Genomic DNA, 17338 nt, shown 5'->3' with positions numbered 1-17338 from the left:
CCAGCGAGATCTTCGTCGAACGCGGATACCACTCCGCGGGCATGGACGAGATCGCGATCCACGCCGGAGTCAGCAAACCTGTTCTCTACCAGCACTTCCCCTCCAAACTCGACCTGTACCTCGCGGTCGTCGACTCCCACGCCGAAAAGCTGGTCAGCGACGTCAACGCCGCCCTGCTCACCACCACCGACAACAAGCAGCGCGTACGGGCGGCGGTCAAAGCCTTCTTCGACTTCATAGACGAGGACAACTCCGGCTACCGGCTGATCTTCTCCTCCGACGCCATGGACCCGGCCGTCATCCGCCGCATCGAAAGCGCCACCGAAGGCTGCGTCGACGCCGTGTACGGCCTCGTCATGCACGACTCCGGATTCGACCCGCACCGTTCCCGGATGCTCGCCGCGGGTCTCGTCGGCGCCAGCCAGGTCAACGCCCGATACTGGCTCGAAGCCAAACGTCCCGTCGACAAACAAACCGCCATCGACACGACCGTCGCCCTGCTCTGGGGAGGCCTGTCCCACGTGCCTCTGCAAGGATCGGCGGTGGGATCGGACTCGGCGTGAGATCGGCGGCCGGATCTGCCCTGTCACAGAGCGGGGTGACCGGCTGCTTGCAGGAAATCGGGAGGGCTCCGGTCAGCGACCGGAGCCCTCCCGATTTCCGTGTTCCGTCAGGAACCGAAGCCGACCTTACGGACCTCGGCGGCACCGACCTCGACGTAGGCGATCTTCGCGGCCGGGACCAGGATCCGCGACCCCTTCTCGTCGGTCAGTTCCAGGATCGTCTCATCGCCGGCGAGCACGCCCCGCACCGCGGCGTACGCATCGTCACTCGACAGCGCGGACTGCACGGCCAGCTCACGCGGGCTGTCGACGATCCCGATCTTCACTTCTACGGCCATGACCACCCTTTTCACTCCGTAGCCGGGACGCCCGGCCTCACATCAGCTTCACCTACGTTAGTGCAGGATCACGACGCCGCTACACGAGCCCGAGATCGGCCATCCGTTCGGCATGACGTTGCTCGACCGTGTCGAAGAACGTGGCGACGCCCTGCAACGACGTCACGCCGGAGAACAGCAGGTCGGTGACGTCCTCCTCGGCCGCCAGGACCCACTGGGCGTGGGTGACTGCCTCACCGAGGAGCCTGCGGGCCCAGAGCTTGAGCGGTGCGGCGATGTCGGGGTCGCGGGCGATCGCGGCACGCACCTCGGCGCACGCGAACTGCGAGTTGTCGGTCTGGGACATGACCTCGCGGATCACGTCACCGATCGGGACGGCAGGCACGACGTCGACGAACTCGGAGTAGAAGTCGGCGGCGAGATTGTCGCCGATGTAGGCCTTGATGAGCACTTCGTTCCAGTTCGACGGCGTGGTGGCGCCGTGGTACTGGTCGAAGACCCGCCGGTAGCGGGCGATGGCGGCAACCGGGTCGATACCGGCGTCGCGAAGATGATTCTCAAGAGTCGAGTAGTGGTCCACCTCGGCGGCGATCATCTTGCCGAGCGAAATCTGGCCGGCGGGGCCGGGCGCAAGCTGCGATTCGATCATCAGCCGGGTGAAGGCGGCGTGTTCTCCGGCGAGCAGGATCGCGAACAGTTTGGCGGTGGCTGGTGCCTCCGAAATCGCGGCTTGACCGGCGTCCGGCGCGGCCCGGCCGGCGCGGTCCCCCGAGGGCGCGGCTGTTGAGGTCATCCTCCGATCGTAGGCACTGCGGCCGGGTGGTACCAACTGCAAGTACACTGTCCCGTGGTGTCATCGGCGATCGTCATGTTCGTCGGCCTGTGAGTCCGCGGTTCTTGGTTCATGGTTCTTGGTTCATGGGCGACTCGACCCGCCGACCGGGGAGTTCGCTTGCGGATCTCCCGAGACGGTCCCGGCACCTGACTTGTGCGCGCACAACCTGAGCACAATCGCGATCACCAGGTCGCCTCGCGCGCGAACGCGCCTATCGCGTTCGGCGCCGGGAAGCCGGTCTGGGGTCGCCCGGCACTGCCGTTCCGCCCCGCGCGGTGTGGCTGACGGGGACGATTCGTCCACAGCTGAGTAGGTGCGTGCGTGCTGACGCAATACCGAAAGGCTCCAATCGAATATGTCCACCCCTCAAAACACCGGCCCTCAAAACACCGGAAACGATGACGTCCGGACGACCATCGTCGACGAATCCCATGTGCCGCCGACGTTCGCAGAACTCGGCGTCGACCCGCAGATCGTCGACGTGCTGATCGAGGACGGCAAGTCCCACACCTTCGCCATCCAGGAACTGACGCTTCCGCTGGCGATGGCCGGCGACGACCTCATCGGCCAGGCCCGCACCGGCATGGGCAAGACGTTCGGGTTCGGCGTTCCGCTGCTGCATCGCCTCGCGAACGCCGACGACGCCGGGATCCGTGCCCTCGACACGACGCCGCGTGCCCTGATCATCGTCCCGACCCGCGAGCTGTGCATCCAGGTCACCGGCGACATCGAACTGGCCGCCAAGAAGATCCGCGTCCCCGCCGGCGAGGGTACCCGCCCGCTGAGCGTGACCTCGATCTACGGTGGCCGTCCGTACGAGTCGCAGATCGCCGAGTTGCGGTCGGGTGTCGACGTCGTGATCGGTACCCCCGGCCGCCTCCTCGACCTCGCGCAGCAGGGGCATCTGATCCTCGGCAAGGTGCAGATCCTCGTGCTCGATGAGGCCGACGAGATGCTTGACCTGGGCTTCCTGCCCGATATCGAACGCATCATGGCAAGCCTGCCCGCGGACCGGCAGACGATGCTGTTCTCGGCGACGATGCCGGGCCCGATCGTCACCCTGGCGCGCACATTCCTGAACCGGCCGACGCACATCCGCGCTGAACAGGCCAACGATTCGGCCGTGCACGACCGCACCACCCAGTTCGTCTATCGTGCGCATGCGCTGGACAAGGCCGAGCTGGTGGCCCGCATCCTGCAGGCCGAGGGCCGCGGCGCCACCATGATCTTCACCCGCACCAAGCGAACCGCGCAGAAGGTGGCCGACGACCTGGCCGAACGCGGCTTCAAAGTGGGTGCGGTGCACGGCGACCTGGGGCAGGTGGCCCGCGAGAAGGCGCTCAAGAAGTTCCGTGAGGGCAAGATCGACGTGCTGGTCGCCACCGATGTCGCCGCGCGCGGCATCGACATCGACGATGTGACACACGTCATCAACTATCAGTGCCCCGAGGACGACAAGACGTACGTGCACCGCATCGGCCGCACGGGCCGGGCCGGCCGCACCGGTATCGCCGTCACCCTCGTCGACTGGGACGAGCTGCACCGCTGGGAGCTGATCAATTCGGCACTCGGCATCGGTGTGCCCGAGCCGGTGGAGACGTATTCGACGTCGGAGAATCTGCGCGACGACCTGAACATCCCGGAATCGGCGACGGGCCGCATCGCACCGCCGCCACGCACCGAGTCAACCGAGCCCCGCCCGCGCCGGGAACGTCCCGCATCGACCCGCACCCGCACCCGCCGGCGGACCCGCGGCGGCAGGACGGCCGACGGGAACGAGAGCACCGAGTCAGCGGCCCCGGAAACCGCCGATTCTCCGGATTCCCCGGAAACCCTCGATACCGGCGACACCACGGAGAACACAGAGCAGACGCCGGCGACCGCGGCCGAGGACGCCCCGAAGGCACCGCGCAAGCGCCGCCGCAGGCGGGGCGGATCGGGCCGCAAGCCGGCCCGGGACACGGCCGGCGGTGCGGCCGCCTCCGCCGAGCCGGTGGCCGTGCCCGCCGCCGAATGACCTTCCGCGCTACTCTGGGGCGCCATGGCGCGTAGTCGGCCCCGAGTCGCACCGGAACGGCGGACCCGGATCGATCTGCTGATCAGCGCACTGATCATCGTGGTTGTGCTGATGGCGGGGGCGGTGATCTGGTGGTTCAGTCCGGGGCGGCACACCACCTCGGACCGGGCGCACCGCGTCGTCCCGGCCGCGAAACCGGCCACCACCGTCCCGGCGGCACTGGTCCCGCTCTGGCAGGCGCCATCGGCGGCCACCACCGTCGCGGCCCTGTCCCGGTCGCTGGTGATCACCGGCGACGACGGATCGGTGATCGGCCGCGACCCGGCGACCGGATCGCAGGTGTGGCGCTACCACCGCAACCGGCGACTGTGTGCGGTGCTGGGCGCCTGGCGCGACTCCCACGACACGGTCCTGTCGGTGTACGGCAACTCGCGCGGTTGCGGCGAGGTGACCGCCCTCGACGGCGACACGGGTGCCCGGACCGGGGCGCGGACCAGTGACGCCGACGACGCCGTGAACCTCGCCGGCGGCTCCGGTTATGTGCTGGCACAGGGCCGCACCCGGTTGGAGACATGGGGCACCAACCTCGTGCGCGGCATCGAGTACGGCCGGGTCGACGCGCCGGTCAAACCCGACGCACAACCGCAACGCACCGGTTGTGACATCTCGTCAGCGGTGCTGGGCGCCGACCGGCTCGCCCTCATCGAACACTGCGACGACGACAGCGGATACCGGCTGACCGTCCTCGGCGTCAACCAGGACGACGACGAGAAGGTCCGCCAGTTCGGGTCCACCATCATCACCCGCGGCACCGCCGACGGCCCCCCGCCCGCGGTAGTGGCGATGAGCAGCAGCGCCATCGCCGTCTACGACGGCGGCGCCAACCCGCCCGAACCCGACACGGCACCGGCCGCCGACGCCGCCACCCCGCGCCGTGCCGCGATCCGGCAATTCAGCACCGACGGTGTTCAGCGGCGCACCAACACCGTCAACGGCCCCCGCGCCCTACCCGCCGCGAACGCGGCGATCACCTCGGACGGCCTGACCACGTTCTGGACCGGCAGCGCGACGGTGGTCCTCGACGCCGGCAGCATGCGGCCCGCCTTCCAGGTGCCGGGCACACTCGGGCCGGGACAGATCATGGCCGGCAAACTGCTGCTGCCCATCGCGTCGGGAATCAGCGTGCGCGATCCGGCGACGATGCGGGAGACCCGCACGATCCGCTATCCTCGCGCGGGCTACGACAAGGCAAGCCACGACAAAGCGGGCCACGATAAGGAAACCGACCGCATGATCACACTGCGGGTGCTCGGCGAACGGATAGTCGAGCAGTGGGGTTCGACCGTGGCCGTATACGGCCCGCCCGCCTGAGCGCGGCCGATAGCCGAAGAGTCAGGACAGGTCGGACGTGCGTACCGGTTCGCCCGCCTCCCAATGCTTCCACAGGTTCTCGGCGAGTTCGCGATAAGCGGTGGCACCCTTGTTCTTTCGGCCTCGCATCACCGACACGCCCGATGCCGACGCCTCCGCGAACCGCACCGTCCGCGGGATCGGCGGATCGAGCACCGGCAACCCGTATCGGTCGGCGACATCTGAGAGCACATCCCGGCTGTGGGTGGTACGTGAGTCGAACAGCGTGGCCACCGCCCCCAGCAACTGCAGCTGCGGATTGGTGATCTGCTGAACCTCGGTGACAGTACGCATCAACTGCCCGACACCGCGATGGGCCAGCGTCTCACACTGCAACGGCACGATCACCTGATCGGCCGCGGTCAACCCGTTCAGGGTGAGAACACCCAGCGAAGGCGGACAATCGACCAGGATGACATCAAAATCCTCGGCGACCTCGGCAAGCGCCCGCTTGAGCGCATACTCACGTCCCGGCCGCATCAACAGCAGCGCCTCGGCACCCGCCAGATCGATTGTCGCCGGCAACAACGTCACGTTGTCGTCGGTATTGAGCAGCACATCGGCGATCTCCTCATCGCCGAGCAGCACGTCGTGCACCGACGCCTCCAACTCGTCCGGGTTGTGACCCAGCGAGAACGTCAGACAACCCTGCGGGTCGAGATCGACGACGAGCACCGACGCATCCAGATCGGCCAGCGCGGCCCCCAATGAAGCGACGGTGGTCGTCTTGGCCACGCCGCCCTTCTGATTCGCGACGGCAAGAATCCGTGTCATGCCATAACCATACGAGGTTCCATTCCTCGACGTACATCACAAGCACGCCCGAGCAGACCTCAGGCTCCGGACGAGCCGCCGCCATCGGGTGCGCGCGGTGCCGGTGGCCGCGCATCCGGCGCGTAGTCGTTGGCCAGCCACTGCACCGACGACGGCATGAACAACAACACCAGAACGCCGATCGCGATCAACGCGAGCGGAACTCCGAAAACCGCCTGACCACTGGTCACCAAGTAGTAGGACACCGGCAGCAACAAGATCTGCGCCACCAACGAGATCGCCCGGCCCCAACGGCGCCCGAACCATAGCGCGGCACCCCCGGCCAGCACCCCGCCGAAAATGATCCCGAACCACGCAGCCGTGCCATACCCGCTGATAGCGGCCTCTTTATGACCGGCGGCCTCACGAATCACCAGCACCACCGCCACGACGATCGCCGCCGCGCCCTGCGCCATCGTTATCGCGCCCGCGATCCGTACGAATCTGGGCGCCGCATCGGCATCCGGGACACCCGCGGACCGATCCACGCCATCGGCGCCGCCGCTCCCGCCGGGACGATTCTCACTCACGCAGACCACCCTATGCGCCGCACGCCGCACCGCGAATTCGGCTCCACGCCCCCGACCCCATATCCTGTGTTCTCGTGCGCGTCATGCTGATCGTCAACCCCTTTGCCACCGCCACCACCGCGGCGGGCCGCGATGCGCTCGTCCACACCCTGGAGTCGCGATTCAAGGTCGACGTGGAACACACGACGCACCGCGGACACGCCAGCGAACTCGGCGCCCGCGCCGTCGCCGAGGGTCACGATGCCGTCCTCGTCCACGGTGGCGACGGAACCGTCAACGAAACCGTCAACGGCATGCTCGGTGCCCCCGCCGAGTTCGCCGCCCGCCCACGGCCTCAGCTCGGCGTCATCCCCGGTGGCAGCGCCAACGTCTTCGCCCGCACCTTCGGCGTCGACGCCGATCCTCTCGTCGCCACGCGCCAGCACATCGGACTCCTGGAAACCGGACAATACCGCTCCATCGGCCTCGCCCACACCGCCGACCGCTGGTTCCTGTTCAACACCGGCATGGGTATGGACGCCATCGTCGTCCGCGAAATGGAACGCAAACGGCACGCCGGCAAAGCAGCGACCCCCACTCGCTACTTCTGGACCACCGTCACCTCGTTCTTCGCCAACGCCACCAACCCCGCGCACTTCACGGCACATGTACCCGGCCGCGACCCCATCGACGGCGTCAAATTCGGCTTCGTCAGCAACACCAGCCCCTGGACCTACCTCGGCACCCGTGAGATCCGCACCAACCCCGGAACCGGGTTCGACACCGGCCTGGGCCTGTTCGCCGCCACCTCCACCTCGGTCCTGCGCAACATCCCCCTGGCCACCCGGCTGCTGACCCAGCGTCCGCCCAAAGCCCGCCATCTCTACCGCAACGACGACCTCGACTGGATCCGGTTCGAAGCCGACACGCCGCTCGACGTCCAGATGGACGGCGACTACATCGGCACCCACACCCAGCTGAGCTTCGGTCAGCGCGCCAACGCCATAGACGTGGTCGCGCCTGCGCCATAGACATGGTCGCGCCTGCGCCGGATCTGTGATCAGTTCAGTTCCGCTGACCCCGAACCGATCACGCGGCCACGACACGTAGCGACCGACATCGGCCTGTCACCTGGGGTTTTACGGTGACCCGGAGAAAGTTACTCGTGAGTAACGCATGGCCGCGCGAGATTCAAGTGCTAGTGCAAAATGTCACAAACGGACACATATTCGCAAAATATCCGGTGACAGCAGAAGCTTCCGGGGGTAGCGTAGTGCATCGGTACACAACCGGTGCATCCACCCCCCGACATAGCTCCGCAGCCCGCGTGCTATAGGCCGAAAGGGTGATATTGCACACGTGTTAACCGAACACCATTGACTTCGGCTGAATTCGTGAAAGTATTCACAAGCAACAGCGCGGAAACATTAGGTGACTCCGTGTTAACGATCGGTTACAGCCACCCGAGTTTTATAGGCATCATCGAGCCGTGCGCGCAGCACGCAGAAGGAGTAGTTGGAATGGACTGGCGGCACAAGGCCATCTGTCGTGACGAGGATCCGGAACTGTTCTTCCCGGTGGGAACGAGCGGCCCGGCTATCGCACAGATCGCCGACGCGAAGCTTGTCTGCGGCCGGTGCCCGGTCACTGCCGAGTGCCTGTCGTGGGCACTGGAGTCCGGTCAGGACGCAGGCGTCTGGGGCGGTATGAGCGAGGACGAGCGTCGCGCTCTCAAGCGCAGGAACGCGCGGACCCGTACCCGCAGCTCCGTATAGCAAACGGCTCCTCCGGACGTCGTCTGCCGGATGGCCGCACAGATGGGCCCGGCCTCACCGCCGGGCCCATCGTCGTGTCTGCCTGCTCCGTCGTGTCTGCCTGCTCCGTCGTGTCTGCCTGCTCCGTCGTGTCTGCCGCTCCGTCGAATCTGCTTGCGCACGTCAGCGCAGTGGGACCACGACCCGGGCCTCGGTGCCGCCGGCCTCGCCCCGCCGCATGTCGAGCGTTCCGCCGAGGTCTATGGACACCATCGTCTTCACGATCTGCAGTCCCAGCCGGTCGGAGGTGTTCAGATCGAAACCCGCCGGGAGTCCGGCGCCGTTGTCGATGACCTCGATGGCCAGTTCGCGGACGTCGCGGTGGGCATGGACTTCGATCCACGTGGGCTGTGTGGTGGGCGAGACGGCACCGGCCGTCAGTTCTCCTCCCGCGGCTCCCACGCCGTGTTCGATGGCGTTCTGGATGAGCTCGGTCAGCACCATGACCAGCGGCATCGCCTGGTCGGCCGGCAGTACGCCGAGCCTGTCGACGCGACGCACCGACACCCGCGACTCCCCTGCCACGTCGACGAGGATGGGTACGAGGCGGTCGGTGACCTCGTCGAGGTCCACTTCCTCGTCGACACTGGCCGAAAGTAGTTCGTGGACGAGCGCGATGGACGCCACCCGCCGCACCGCCTCATTGAGGGCACCCTTGGCCTCCGGGTTGGTGGTGCGCCGGGATTGCAGACGCAACAGCGCCGACACCGACTGCAGATTGTTCTTGACCCGGTGATGGATCTCGCGGATCGTGGCGTCCTTGCTGATCAGCGCGAGGTCGCGGCGTTTGACCTCGGTGACGTCGCGGATCAAAATGACGGCGCCGGTCGCGCTTCCACGAGGGCGCAGCGCCACCGCGCGCAGCAGGACGGTGGCCCTGCGGGCATCCACCTCCATCCGCATGCCCACGTCGTCGCGGTAGGGCACGCGGGCGGAGCCGACGGGCCGCACGGCAGACTCGACCATGGCCGCCACGTCCTCGGATTCGAACCTGTCGGTGAGCAGATCGGCGGTCACCTCGATGAGCCGACGGCCGGCGAGTTCGGACGTCCAACCCATCCGATGGAAGGCCGACAACGCGTTCGGGCTGGCGTACGACACCACCCCTTCGGTGTCGAGGCGGATGAAACCGTCACCGGCGCGCGGCGTCGACAAGCCCTGCGAATTGCCTTCTTTCTCCGGAAACGTCCCGTCGGCGACCATCTGGCACAGGTCATTGGCCGACTCCTGGTATGCCATCTCCAAGGGCGACGGCAGGCGCGGATGCGTCAGGTCGGTGGCCCTGATCAGTACACCGACGATCGCGTCACCTGCGCCGGGGTCGAGGTCAGGGTCGACTCCCACAGGTGCCCCGGGATGGGTCACCGGGATCACCTCCCGGCGGATGGCGACTGCCCCGTGCCAGGTGGGATCCTCGTCCCGATGGATCCGCCCGTCGGCGAACGCCCTGGCCACCTGATCGTCGGCGGCGCGGTCGATGACCCTGCCCACCTCGTCGCCGGGAAAGACCGTCGACGCGGTGTTGGGCCGGCACTGGGCGACGGTGACCATCGCCCCGTTGTCGCCGCGTACGGTCAGCATCAGGTCGGCGAACGACAGGTCGGCGAGCAGCTGCCATTCGGCGACGAGCCGCTGCAGGTGACCGGCGGCGGCGTCGGACAGGGTGGTGTGCTCGGCGAGCAGGTCTACCAGCGTCGACATTTATCCCCGCGCTCTTCGGAGTGCGCTCGCGCTACTGGTAGACCGCGATGACGTCACCGGCCTGAATCACGTCGCCGACCGCGACCTTCACCTCGGCGAGGGTGCCGGCGTCCTCGGCGAGCACGGGGATCTCCATCTTCATCGATTCGAGAAGCACCAGGGTGTCCCCGACCTCGACGCGCTGCCCCGCAGTCGCGGAGACCTCAAGGACGGTTGCCACGATCTCCGCGACGACATCTTCAGCCATGAGATGAATCTAGGGCATGCCTCCGGCCGGCGGTGCGAGAGCGGGTTGATTTCCGGGTGCGGGCCCCGACGTGGGATGATCGACGCTGACCAACGGTAGACATCAAAGGAGATCCGCCATGGGCAAGCGTGGACGCAAGAAGCGCGCTCGCAAGAAGAACGCAGCCAACCACGGCAAGCGCCCGAACTCCTGACATGCGTCTGCAGACGACCATTCGTCTGCAGCAACACGTCGAGTTCGACCAACAAGACCCGGGACACCCAGTGCACCCGGGTCTTGTCGTATGTCGCTATCACACAGGGCGATCAGCGGGTGGTGTCGTCGGGGAGAACCACGGTGGTCCGGGTGACGACGGTCTTACGGATCTCGATGCGCAGGCGTTCCCGCAGACCCGCCGGCGCCTCGTCGCCGCCACACTTGCGGCTGATCAGGGCTTTGAGGTCGCGCTCGATGCCGTAGTGCTCCAGACACGACGGGCAGTTGTCGATGTGGCCGCGGATCCGGCTGCGGGCGCCAGGATCGCATTCGTTGTCCAGCAGCAGCCACACGTCGGCGAGCACCGCGCTGCAATCGAGGGTGACGAACTCGGGGTCGGTATCTCCCGGGACACCGGTGTCGTCGGGTTCTGTGACGCTCACCGCGATACCTCACTTTTCTGCGTGCTCCGCGCAGCCCTCTTCGTGGCGCCGGACTTCTTTTCGGTATCTGAATCCTTTTGGGATTCAGCAGGTTTGGTCTTCTTTCCGGAATCCGATCCCTTGGGAGAGCGGTTGAATCCGCGTTCGCGGGCCACCTCGGCGAGCAGTTCCCGCAGCTGCCGCCTACCCCGGTGCAGCCGCGACATGACCGTCCCGATCGGGGTTTCCATGATCTCGGCGATCTCCTTGTACGGCAGCCCCTCGACGTCGGCGTAGTAGACGGCCATCCGGAAGTCTTCCGGCAATGCCTGCAACGCCTGCTTGATCTCGTCGTCGGGCAACGCGTCGAGCGCCTCGATCTCGGCCGAACGCAATCCCGACGAGGTGTGCTCGGCGGTGGCAGCCAACTGCCAGTCGGTGATTTCGTCGGTCGGATACTGCGCGGGCTGGCGCTGTTTCTTGCGATAGGAATTGATGTAAGTGTTGGTGAGAATCCGGTACAGCCACGCCTTCAGGTTGGTGCCGTCGCGGAACGAGGCGAAAGCGGTGTACGCCTTGATGTAGGTCTCCTGGACCAGGTCCTCCGCGTCGGCCGGATTGCGCGTCATCCGCAGTGCCGCGCCGTACATCTGGTCGAGCAACGGCAGCGCGTCACGCTCGAAACGGGCCGTGAGGTCGGCTTCCGATTCGTTCGGGTCGGCGCGGCGCGGCGCGGCGCCGTGATCATCCGATTCGTCCCCGACGTCGTGTGTTGCACCCGAATCCGAGTCAGCCACTGCGGTCCCTTCGATATCGACTTGCGCGGGCCCCGAAATCGACTGCGGCGCGGTGAGTACCTGGCGGAACTCGATGTGCCCCAGCGAGGTGCGCGGCGGCCCACTGCTGTCGGACCAGCTTACCGACGGCACTTCCCCGGCGGGTGCGTGCGGGGCATCGTGGCTGACGCTCACGGCTTCGACCTTTCGCCGGCGGCATGGGCAAGTGACATGATTTGCCAACAGCGATCTGTGGGAGTTTGTTCCGAATGTCCGTGACACCATGGGTGGATGTGCGGACGTTATGCGGTGACCACCGATCCGGCGAAGCTCGCGGCCGAGATCGAGGCGGTCAACGAAGTTCCCGACCTTCCGTCCGACGGCTCCGAACCGGTTGCGGCGACCAAGACCGCGCCGGGTGTCAACTACAACGTCGCCCCCACCACCATGGTGATGACGGTGGTCAAACGGCACGACCACGAGAATCCCGATGACGATCCGCAATTGCGGGTCCGGGCGATGCGCTGGGGTCTGGTGCCGTCGTGGTCGAAGGAACCGGGCAAGGGTCCGTTGCTGTTCAACGCCCGTGCCGAAACGGCCGCGCAGAAGAGTTCGTTCCGGTCGTCGGTAAGGTCGTACCGCTGTCTGGTGCCGATGGACGGCTGGTACGAGTGGAAGAACGGCCCCCTCGATTCCAAGGGCAAGCCGACGAAGATCCCGTTCTTCATGTCGCCCCACGACGGCACCCGGCTGTTCATGGCCGGGCTGTGGTCGGTGTGGCATCCGAAGGACGACGCGGACGCTCCCGCGCTGCTGAGCTGTTCGATCCTGACCACCGACGCCGTCGGCAAACTGCAGGACGTCCACGATCGGATGCCGCTGATCATGCCGTTCGATCACTGGGGTCGCTGGCTCGACCCCGATCACCTCGCGCCCAGTGCCCTGTTCCGGGCCCCACCGGAGGCGATCGCCGATGCCGTCGACATCCGCGAGGTATCGCCGCTGGTCAACCGCATCGCCAACAACGGTCCGGAGCTGCTGGCAGGGGTCTAATCCTTGCGGTAGATCTTCTCGTACTCGTTGCGCGTGTCGGCCTTGCGCTTGTCGCGGGTCACGTTGACCAACTCGGGATCGAGGCCGTTGGTGTGCAGCAGATGCCGCCGATACACCTTCATCAGCGCGAACTGGAAGTAGATCAGCGGCAACAGCAGGAGCAGCATCATGCACACCCGGATGATCAGCGGGCCGGGCACGAACGCGAACGCGATGAGGACCGGGATCAACGGCAGGATTCCGCGCACGAAGTAGCGGCGTGCGTTACCGGGTCCGACGACGTCGTTACGCACCCACTCACGCATCTCGTCCGGCAGCGGACGCCCCAACAGGTACAGAAGGCGCTGAGTCAAGGACGGCTGCGTAGCGGACATAGCTCCCATGATCGCACGGCCACGTCACGACGACGGGCGTGCGGTGAGCGCTTCGATCAGCGAGGTGAAGCGCGGGTGGCCGACGAGGTCTTCGACAAGAACGACGTCGCCGGTGTCGTCGGCGAGCGGAATTCGCCAGTTGGGGTACTGGTCGCCGGTGGTTCCGGGCTGGTTCTGGATGCGCCGCTCCCCTACCGCGTCGACGAGTGCGACGCTGAGCAGGATCGACGGGCTGCGGGCGATCAGCCGGTACAGCGCTTCGACGGTGGTCCGGTCGACGAGCTCGGCGTCGTCGAGAAGCAGTCCGCGGTCGACGGCGAGTTTCAGGACGGCGTCGCGGTCGCGGGCATCGCGGGCCCGTTCGGCTTCCTTGCCGGTTTCGAGCAGGCCCAGCGCCGAGCGGAGCGCGATGTGGTCGCCGGCGAGATAGCCGAGGGTGGGCGGCAGGTCGTGGGTGGTGACCGCCGTCAGGCACAGCCGCCGGTAGTCCTCGGGCGGAATCGGCGCGTACGGACCGTGTTCGAACCACAGGATCGAGGTGCCGAGGATTCCGCGATCACGCAGCGTGTCCTGCACGATCGGTTCGAAGACCCCGAGATCCTCGCCGATCACCACCGCTCCGGCGCGTTGTGCTTCGAGGGCGAGGATGCCGATGAGCGCATTGTGGTCGTAGCGCACATAGGCGCCGCCCGAGGGCGGATTGCCGTCGGGGATCCACCACAGCCGGAACAGGCCGAGGATGTGGTCGACGCGCACGCCGCCCGCGTGACGCAGGATGGTGCGCAGCATATCCCGATACGGCGTATAACCGGCTTCGGCCAGGCGCTGCGGGTGCCACGGCGGCTGGCTCCAGTCCTGACCTTGCTGATTGAAGCCGTCGGGCGGCGCGCCGACGCTGACCCCTTGTGCCAGTGCATCTTTGAGCACCCAAGCGTCGGCACCGGTGCGGTTGACGCCGACGGCGAGGTCGGCGATCACCCCGATGGCCATGCCGGAATCCGTCGCGGCGGTACCGGCAGCGGCGAGTTGCTGGTCGCAGATCCATTGCAGCCAGCAGTGAAAGTCGATGCGGTCGGCGCGTTTGGCTATGGCGCGGGCCAGCTTCTTCGGTTTGCCGAGCCGGTCGGGCCAGTCGTCGGTGCGGGGACCGTAGTGTTCGGCCAGGGCGCACCAGGTGGCGAAGCGGATCAGTCCCTCGCCCTCGCGTTCCCGAAATGCGGTGAAGTCCGCTTCTCGCTCGGCGGAACGGCCCGCGTCGTAGATCTTGTTGAGCCACAACAGCTTGCACCGGAACGACTTATTCCGTTTGAGTTTGCGGGGCGAGGTATTGATCGGCGCGAACTCCGCGGCGACTTTGCTCAGCTTCTTGCGGGCCTTCTTGGGGAGCCGGTCAGCCTCGGCGATGTCGGCGACGCGGATGTAGAGCGGGTTGACGAACCGCCGCGTGGTCGGCAGATACGGTGAATCCTCCACCGGCGGTGCGGGTTCGGCCGCATGCAGCGGGTTGATCTGGACGAAGTCGGCGCCGTATCCGGTGCCCGCGATCTCACAGATTCGGGCCAGATCACCGAGATCGCCCACACCCCAGGACTGTTCGGAACGGGTCGAGTACAGCTGGATCGCCAGCCCCCAGCGCTGTCGGTCGCCGAGCGCATCGGCGGTGGTCAGCCGGGCGGGTGTGACGATCAGCGGCGCCTCAACGGTCTCGTCGCGGGCCGGGTTCTGCGCGTGCAGCGTGTGGTAGCCGACACCGAGGCCGGCGGGAACGATGAAAGTGGCCCGTCCGGTGAGCACACCGTCGACCTCACGTGGGTCCACCCAGTGCTCGGCCTGCGCCGCCGGCACCGACTCGCCATCCTCGGTGGTGATCCACACGCTCACCGGATCCCCGTGTGGCACATGCACGTAGAACCAGTGTCCGGAACCTTCGATGGCGACAGTCACCGCGGGCAAGAAGGCCCGCCAGCCGTCAGCGTCGGCATCGTCGAGCGCGGCATCCACCCAATCCGGGCATTCGGTGTCGACGCCCAGCGCGGCAAGAACTTTGATCAGGGTGTCGGTGGCCACCTCATGGTCGAGTTTGTCCCAGCCCACATAGCTGTCGGCGACGCCCAGTCGGCCGGCCAGTTCCACCAGCCGCGCACGGTCAACGGTGTTCACCCGACTATCGTCGCAGGAATCTGCCCGTCGTGTCGGGCGATCAACCGTCGCACCGGTGGGTGGAACACAAGTGTTGGCCGCGATGACACCTCGATTCCATCTTGGTCAGCCGAAGAGGACGCCGGGGTTGAGCAGGTTCTGTGGGTCGAGGGCGGTTTTGACGGTGCGCATCGCAACGATGTCGACGTCGGTGCGGCCCAGCCCGATCCATGCGGCTTTCGCGCGGCCGATGCCGTGTTCGGCGGAGATACTGCCGCCGAGGTCGGCGACGACGGCGAACACGGCCTCGGTGACACGGTGTTCGTCGGCGCAGGGGACGTCGAGGTAGTTGACGTGGATATTGCCGTCGCCGACGTGGCCGAACAGGATCGGACGGCCTTGCACGCCGAGGTCGGCCGGGACCACGGTGAATCTGTCGAAGGCCTCGGGTAGTGCCCGGATCGGTACCGACACATCGAGTTTCACCACCGGGGTGGTGGTGGACCGGGCGATCGATTCCGTGTGCGTTTCGCGGGCGGCCCACAGGGCGGTCGCGGGACCGGGTTCGGCGACGGCGCCACGCACACCGTCGATGCCTTCGATCGCGGCGAACAGTTCCTCGTCGACGGTCCCGGAACCGGACACCTCGATGAGGAACGTGAACGGGGCGGGCTCGGCGACGGGTCGGCGTGCGCCGTACTCGTGGACCAGGTCGATCCCGGCGGCAGTCATGATCTCGGCGGCCTCGACGATCAGCCCGCGTCGCGAGGCGGCGGCGATCAGTTCGGTGGTTGCGGCCACCCGGTCGATGGCCAGCACCGCGACGGTCGTCGCCGCGGGCGGGGTGACCAGCGCGAACAGGACCTCGGTGATGACCGCGAGCGTGCCTTCGCTGCCGGCGAGCAGGCCGGGCAGGTCGTAGCCGACGTTGTCCTTGATCAGTGGCGACCAGCGGCGCAGGATGCAGCCGTCGGCGAGCACCGCCTCGATACCCAGCACCTGGCCGCGGGTGTTGCCGTGCCGGATCATCCGGATACCGCCCGCGTTGGTGGCCACCACCCCGCCGGCGGTCGCCGACTCGCGCGCGGCCAGGTCGATACCGAAGCGCAGGCCATGCGAGGCGGCGTGCCGGTCGATGGCGGCGACGGTCGCACCCGCCTGGGCGCCGACGCAGCGGCCGGTCGCATCAACGTCGCCGAGATCGGTCATGCGGGCGGTACTGAGCACGATGGTGACGAGCGTCGGTGAGTCGCCGGCCGCGGGTGGGACCGAACCGCCGACGAGGCCCGTGTTGCCACCCTGCACGCACACCGACACCCCGTCGGCGGCACACAGGGTGATCACCGCGGCCACCTCCTCGGTGGTGCGGGGCCGGACGACGGCGTCGGCGACACCGGTCCACCGGCCGGTCCAGTCGGCGAGATATCCGGCAAGGGTGTCGTCGTCGGTGATGACGTGCGCAGCACCGACGACGTCGGCGAGCCGTCGCAGAATGGTCGGCGTCACTCGCCCTGTCCGATCACGGGGCGGTATCGCGGGTCACGTACGGACCCGCTATCTCCGCGATCGTGCGTTGAGGAGTTTGGCAAGCCAGAGCACCAGGCAGGCACCACCCAGGCAGGTGACGAAGCTGAAGATCAGTCCCCCACCCTCGACGTCGAAGCCGAGGAGTTTGAGCAGCCAGCCACCGAGGACGCCGCCGACGATGCCCAGGACGATGTTCAGGATGAATCCCTTCTTATCGTCCATGACCTTGCCCGCGATCCACCCGGCGAGTCCGCCGATGATGATCCAGCCGAAGAATCCCAGTGCCAACATACGTGCCTACCTCCAAGAGTCGGTTGTCCCGATGCTACTGACCGGACTTGCCGAAGAGCATGAATCCGCCGTACAGGGCGAGTCCGATGAGCGCGACCCAGAACAGCCCCTTGAGGATCGGGACGATCACCGCGCAGGCGATGAGGATGACGGCGATGATGGCGAGGATCTTCCAGAAGCCCAGGCCACCACCGGTGGATGTGTTGAATTGCGTTGATGTGTTCATGACTCCACGATGCCGGTACGCCGCCGCCGGCAACACCCTGAGACGCGGGTTTGGGGGTTAAATCAGGGTACGGCCCCGACCTGACACA

The 17338-nt window shown here is 66.9% G+C and carries 19 protein-coding genes; 6 read left to right on the top strand and 13 right to left on the bottom strand.

What is annotated here, in order from left to right; genetic code table 11:
- A partial coding sequence (locus Q0627_RS01915) for a TetR/AcrR family transcriptional regulator (protein ID WP_298807420.1) occupies positions 1 to 563 on the top strand: 563 nt, incomplete at its 5' end.
- Between the two features lie 107 nt (positions 564 to 670).
- Here the strand turns inward: Q0627_RS01915 and Q0627_RS01910 are convergent.
- Both Q0627_RS01910 and Q0627_RS01905 read right to left on the bottom strand, forming a co-directional pair.
- Positions 671 to 901 (bottom strand): DUF3107 domain-containing protein, encoded by a 231-nt coding sequence (locus Q0627_RS01910; protein WP_291017291.1) that lies wholly within the window; start codon positions 899 to 901, stop codon positions 671 to 673.
- A gap of 79 nt (positions 902 to 980) precedes the next feature.
- On the bottom strand, positions 981 to 1694 hold the full coding sequence (locus Q0627_RS01905; protein WP_291017293.1) for a ferritin-like fold-containing protein: 714 nt from the start codon (positions 1692 to 1694) through the stop codon (positions 981 to 983).
- A gap of 397 nt (positions 1695 to 2091) precedes the next feature.
- Between Q0627_RS01905 and Q0627_RS01900 the strand changes: the two genes are divergently transcribed.
- Complete coding sequence (locus Q0627_RS01900) at positions 2092 to 3753, top strand: DEAD/DEAH box helicase (RefSeq protein WP_298807417.1); 1662 nt, start codon at positions 2092 to 2094, stop codon at positions 3751 to 3753.
- Between the two features lie 24 nt (positions 3754 to 3777).
- Complete coding sequence (locus Q0627_RS01895; protein ID WP_298807415.1) at positions 3778 to 5124, top strand: hypothetical protein; 1347 nt, start codon at positions 3778 to 3780, stop codon at positions 5122 to 5124.
- Positions 5125 to 5145: 21 nt separating this feature from the next.
- On the opposite strand, the gene Q0627_RS01890 is transcribed toward Q0627_RS01895, so the two are convergent.
- Both Q0627_RS01890 and Q0627_RS01885 read right to left on the bottom strand, forming a co-directional pair.
- The gene (locus Q0627_RS01890) at positions 5146 to 5937 is read right to left on the bottom strand and encodes a ParA family protein (protein ID WP_298807413.1); all 792 of its coding nucleotides are present in this window, start codon (positions 5935 to 5937) and stop codon (positions 5146 to 5148) included.
- A gap of 59 nt (positions 5938 to 5996) precedes the next feature.
- Positions 5997 to 6392 carry a hypothetical protein gene (locus Q0627_RS01885; protein ID WP_291017312.1) on the bottom strand — a complete coding sequence of 132 codons (396 nt, stop codon included), beginning with the start codon at positions 6390 to 6392 and terminating at the stop codon, positions 5997 to 5999.
- 188 nt (positions 6393 to 6580) lie between these two features.
- Between Q0627_RS01885 and Q0627_RS01880 the strand changes: the two genes are divergently transcribed.
- Both Q0627_RS01880 and Q0627_RS01875 read left to right on the top strand, forming a co-directional pair.
- Positions 6581 to 7516, top strand: coding sequence for a diacylglycerol kinase family protein (locus Q0627_RS01880; protein WP_291017301.1), 936 nt, complete (start codon positions 6581 to 6583; stop codon positions 7514 to 7516).
- 489 nt (positions 7517 to 8005) lie between these two features.
- Positions 8006 to 8260, top strand: a complete 255-nt coding sequence (locus Q0627_RS01875) for a WhiB family transcriptional regulator (RefSeq protein ID WP_005190251.1) — start codon at positions 8006 to 8008, stop codon at positions 8258 to 8260.
- A 162-nt stretch (positions 8261 to 8422) separates the two neighbouring features.
- Here Q0627_RS01875 and Q0627_RS01870 read toward each other — a convergent pair whose 3' ends face one another.
- The 4 genes from Q0627_RS01870 to Q0627_RS01855 all read right to left on the bottom strand — a co-directional run bounded on the left by Q0627_RS01870 (position 8423) and on the right by Q0627_RS01855 (position 11745).
- On the bottom strand, positions 8423 to 10000 hold the full coding sequence (locus Q0627_RS01870) for a sensor histidine kinase (RefSeq protein ID WP_291011988.1): 1578 nt from the start codon (positions 9998 to 10000) through the stop codon (positions 8423 to 8425).
- Between the two features lie 31 nt (positions 10001 to 10031).
- Positions 10032 to 10247 (bottom strand): biotin/lipoyl-binding carrier protein, encoded by a 216-nt coding sequence (locus Q0627_RS01865; RefSeq protein WP_291011986.1) that lies wholly within the window; start codon positions 10245 to 10247, stop codon positions 10032 to 10034.
- 305 nt (positions 10248 to 10552) lie between these two features.
- Entirely contained in the window at positions 10553 to 10885 is a 333-nt protein-coding gene (gene rsrA, locus Q0627_RS01860) for a mycothiol system anti-sigma-R factor (RefSeq protein ID WP_291011984.1), read from the bottom strand.
- Complete coding sequence (locus Q0627_RS01855; RefSeq protein ID WP_291011991.1) at positions 10882 to 11745, bottom strand: sigma-70 family RNA polymerase sigma factor; 864 nt, start codon at positions 11743 to 11745, stop codon at positions 10882 to 10884. The genes rsrA and Q0627_RS01855 overlap by 4 nt, the downstream gene beginning before the upstream one ends.
- Positions 11746 to 11931: 186 nt before the next feature.
- On the opposite strand from Q0627_RS01855, the gene Q0627_RS01850 reads away from it, so the two are divergent.
- On the top strand, positions 11932 to 12693 hold the full coding sequence (locus Q0627_RS01850; protein WP_291011982.1) for an SOS response-associated peptidase: 762 nt from the start codon (positions 11932 to 11934) through the stop codon (positions 12691 to 12693).
- Here the strand turns inward: Q0627_RS01850 and Q0627_RS01845 are convergent.
- The 5 genes from Q0627_RS01845 to Q0627_RS01825 form a co-directional block, all read right to left on the bottom strand.
- Positions 12690 to 13067, bottom strand: coding sequence for a DUF5313 family protein (locus Q0627_RS01845; protein ID WP_291011979.1), 378 nt, complete (start codon positions 13065 to 13067; stop codon positions 12690 to 12692). The two genes, Q0627_RS01850 and Q0627_RS01845, sit on opposite strands and share 4 nt — an antisense overlap.
- Before the next feature lie 24 nt (positions 13068 to 13091).
- Entirely contained in the window at positions 13092 to 15227 is a 2136-nt protein-coding gene (malQ, locus tag Q0627_RS01840; RefSeq protein ID WP_291011977.1) for a 4-alpha-glucanotransferase, read from the bottom strand.
- Between the two features lie 105 nt (positions 15228 to 15332).
- A complete protein-coding gene (locus Q0627_RS01835) occupies positions 15333 to 16712 on the bottom strand; it encodes an FAD-binding oxidoreductase (RefSeq protein ID WP_291011975.1) in 1380 nt (459 codons plus the stop codon).
- Positions 16713 to 16760: 48 nt separating this feature from the next.
- A complete protein-coding gene (locus Q0627_RS01830; RefSeq protein WP_298807391.1) occupies positions 16761 to 17024 on the bottom strand; it encodes a GlsB/YeaQ/YmgE family stress response membrane protein in 264 nt (87 codons plus the stop codon).
- 34 nt (positions 17025 to 17058) lie between these two features.
- Complete coding sequence (locus Q0627_RS01825; RefSeq protein WP_291019667.1) at positions 17059 to 17250, bottom strand: hypothetical protein; 192 nt, start codon at positions 17248 to 17250, stop codon at positions 17059 to 17061.
- Between the last annotated feature and the right edge of the window lie 88 nt (positions 17251 to 17338).

It is taken from the genome of uncultured Gordonia sp. (assembly GCF_937858515.1).
Taxonomy (GTDB): Bacteria; Actinomycetota; Actinomycetes; order Mycobacteriales; family Mycobacteriaceae; genus Gordonia.
This window is presented reverse-complemented; position numbering and strand designations above follow the sequence as displayed.